This is a genomic window from Leisingera sp. F5, from assembly GCF_001593695.1.
Genome location: NZ_LUKH01000361.1, coordinates 1 through 2721, shown reverse-complemented (window position 1 = coordinate 2721; position 2721 = coordinate 1). Strand labels below are relative to the sequence as shown.

The 2721-nt window shown below is 64.7% G+C and carries 1 protein-coding gene and 2 pseudogenes; 1 reads left to right on the top strand and 2 read right to left on the bottom strand.

From position 1 onward, the window contains the following. Positions 1-260, top strand: a pseudogene (locus A2I95_RS30305) (SDR family NAD(P)-dependent oxidoreductase); the annotation flags it as partial. Between the two features lie 367 nt (positions 261-627). Here the strand turns inward: A2I95_RS30305 and dxs are convergent. Both dxs and A2I95_RS30295 read right to left on the bottom strand, forming a co-directional pair. After that, positions 628-2556: a 1-deoxy-D-xylulose-5-phosphate synthase gene (gene dxs, locus A2I95_RS30300; protein ID WP_291735840.1), complete on the bottom strand. Its 1929-nt coding sequence runs from the start codon at positions 2554-2556 to the stop codon at positions 628-630. 54 nt (positions 2557-2610) lie between these two features. Next, positions 2611-2721 (bottom strand): annotated as a pseudogene (locus A2I95_RS30295) (polyprenyl synthetase family protein); the annotation flags it as partial.

Sequence of the window (2721 nt, the reverse complement as noted above, 5' to 3'; positions counted from 1 at the left end):
CCCCGCCGCAGGATGTGCTGGGCCATGCAGCGGAACTGCTTGGCCTGCCTATGCCTGCCGAGGTGCCCTTTGACGAGGCCGGCATGACGCCGATGGCGCGCAGTTTTTACGGCGAGAACAAGCGGGTCCGCAACCGCCGCATCAGGGAGGAGCTGAGGGTTGAGCTGCTCTATCCAACCTACCGCGAGGGGTTGCGCGCGGTGCTGGAAGCCGAGGACATGGAGAGCTTTGTGCCGCCGGCAGAGCCGCCGGGGGTTTAAGGCATGGGCTGGCTGCATTTGGTCTTTGTTCTGTCGAATTTCCGGACGCTTGGGCGGCTTTATGCGCGGATTAGTAGGCAGTTTCCTGGGGTTCTGGATCAGATTTGGGAAAAGCAATCGTTTTCAGCCAAAGCGGACATCGTGTTTGGCCCCGAGGTTTTTGCCAAACGGGCCATGTTATAGAACGTTGCCGTGGTCTGCCCTTACAAGCTGCCTGTTCACCTGCTCGGGGACGACGAGGTCGCTGCACTGGTGCGCAAGCTGAATGAAAGAAAGCTATCTGGAGCTTACAGATATGCCTGTGAGGTGACTGGTTTTCCTTAACACGCAGCACACAACTGGCAGGCGCGGGCCTGTTGTTCCGCGATTAAGCCCGCTTCTCGCCTATCGTTGCGACGCCCAGCACTTCCAGCACCTTGGCTTCGATCTGCGGCGCGTTCATCGCCGCGACCTCATACATGTCCGCCGGGCTGGCCTGGTCGATGAAAGTATCGGGCAGCACCATTGAGCGGAACTTGAGGCCGCTGTCGAAAACGCCTGCTTCTGCAAGCAGCTGCGCGACGTGGGAGCCGAAACCGCCCACTGCGCCTTCTTCGATGGTGATCAGCGCCTCGTGGTCCGCGGCCAGCTGCAGGATCAGGTCCCGGTCCAGCGGTTTGGCAAAGCGGGCGTCGGCGATGGTGGGCGTGATGCCCTTGGCAGCAAGCGCCTCGGCGGCCTTTCTTACCTCGCCCAGGCGGGTGCCGAAGGACAGCAGCGCCACGCGCTTGCCGTCCTGGATCATCCGGCCCTTGCCGATTTCCAGCACTTCCGGGGTTTCCGGCATCTCGACGCCCTCACCTTCGCCGCGCGGGTAGCGGAAGGCGATGGGGCCATCGTCATGAGCGGCGGCGGTGGCGACCATATGGACCAGTTCAGCCTCATCCGCGGCGGCCATGACCACTATGCCGGGCAGGTTGGCCATATAGCCAATGTCGAAACTGCCGGCGTGGGTGGCACCATCGGCGCCGACCAGGCCTGCGCGATCGATGGCAAAGCGCACCGGCAGCCGCTGGATGGCCACGTCATGCACCACTTGGTCATAGCCGCGCTGCAGGAAGGTGGAATACATCGCGCAGAAGGGTTTCATGCCGCCCGCTGCCAGCGCGGCGGCAAAGGTCACGCCGTGCTGCTCGGCAATGCCGACGTCGAAGCAGCGCGAGGGGTAGCGTTCGGCCATCAGGTTGAGGCCGGTGCCGTCTGGCATCGCCGCGGTAACGGCGCAGATCTTGTCGTCCTTGGCGGCGAGCTTCACCAGCTCATTGCCGAAGACCGAGGTATAGGAGGGCGCGTTGGAGGGCGCCTTCTTCTGCTCGCCGGTCACCATGTCGAACTTGGCGGTGGCGTGGCCCTTGTCGCGGGCGCGCTCGGCGGGGCCGTAGCCCTTGCCCTTCTTGGTCAGCACATGGATCAGGATTGGGCCGGTGGCGCGCGCCTTGACCGTGCGCAGGACCGGCAGCAGCTGGTCCATGTCGTGGCCGTCGATGGGGCCGAGATAGGAGAAGCCGAGTGCTTCGAACAGGGTGCCGCCCACCGCCATGCCCTTGAGCATGTCCTTGGCGCGTTTGGCGCCTTCGCGGAAGGGTTCAGGCAGCAGGGAGACGGCGCCTTTGGCTGCGGCTTTCAGCTCCTGGAAAGGTTCCCCGGCGTAGAGGCGCGAGAGGTAGGAGGACAGCGCGCCCACCGGCGGGGCGATCGACATTTCATTGTCGTTCAGGATCACGAACAGCCGCTTGCCCAGGTGGCCTGCGTTGTTCATCGCCTCAAACGCCATGCCGGCCGACATTGATCCGTCGCCGATCACCGCGATGGCATCCCCGTTGCCTTCGGGGATCACACCGCCGAGGTCGCGGGCCACGGCAAAGCCAAGCGCGGCGCTGATCGAGGTGGAGCTGTGGGCGGCGCCGAACGGGTCATAAGGCGACTCGGAGCGTTTGGTGAAGCCGCTGAGGCCGTCCTTCATCCGCAGGGTGCGGATACGGTCGCGGCGCCCGGTCAGGATCTTGTGCGGGTAGCACTGGTGGGAGACGTCCCAGATCACCTTGTCCCGCGGGGTGTCGAATACCGCATGCAGCGCGGTGGTCAGCTCCACCACGCCAAGGCCTGCGCCCAGATGGCCGCCGGTGACAGAGACGGCAGCGATGGTTTCCTGCCGCAGCTCCTGCGCCACCTGCACCAGTTGGGTATCCGTCAGCCCCTTCAGATCCGCCGGGCGCGTGATCTGGTCCAGAAGCGGGGTTTTGGGCCGGTCGGACATGGTGTCTCCTTGGGCTGCGCCGGGCCAGGAAGGCACGGGGCGTGGCGCGCGGGGTTAGCTGTCGCGCGCAATAACGAAACGCGCGGCGTCCTTCAAGGTTGCCGCGTCTTCACCGTAGGGTGAAAGCGCATCGCAGGCCTCTTCACACAGGGCGCCGGCACGGGT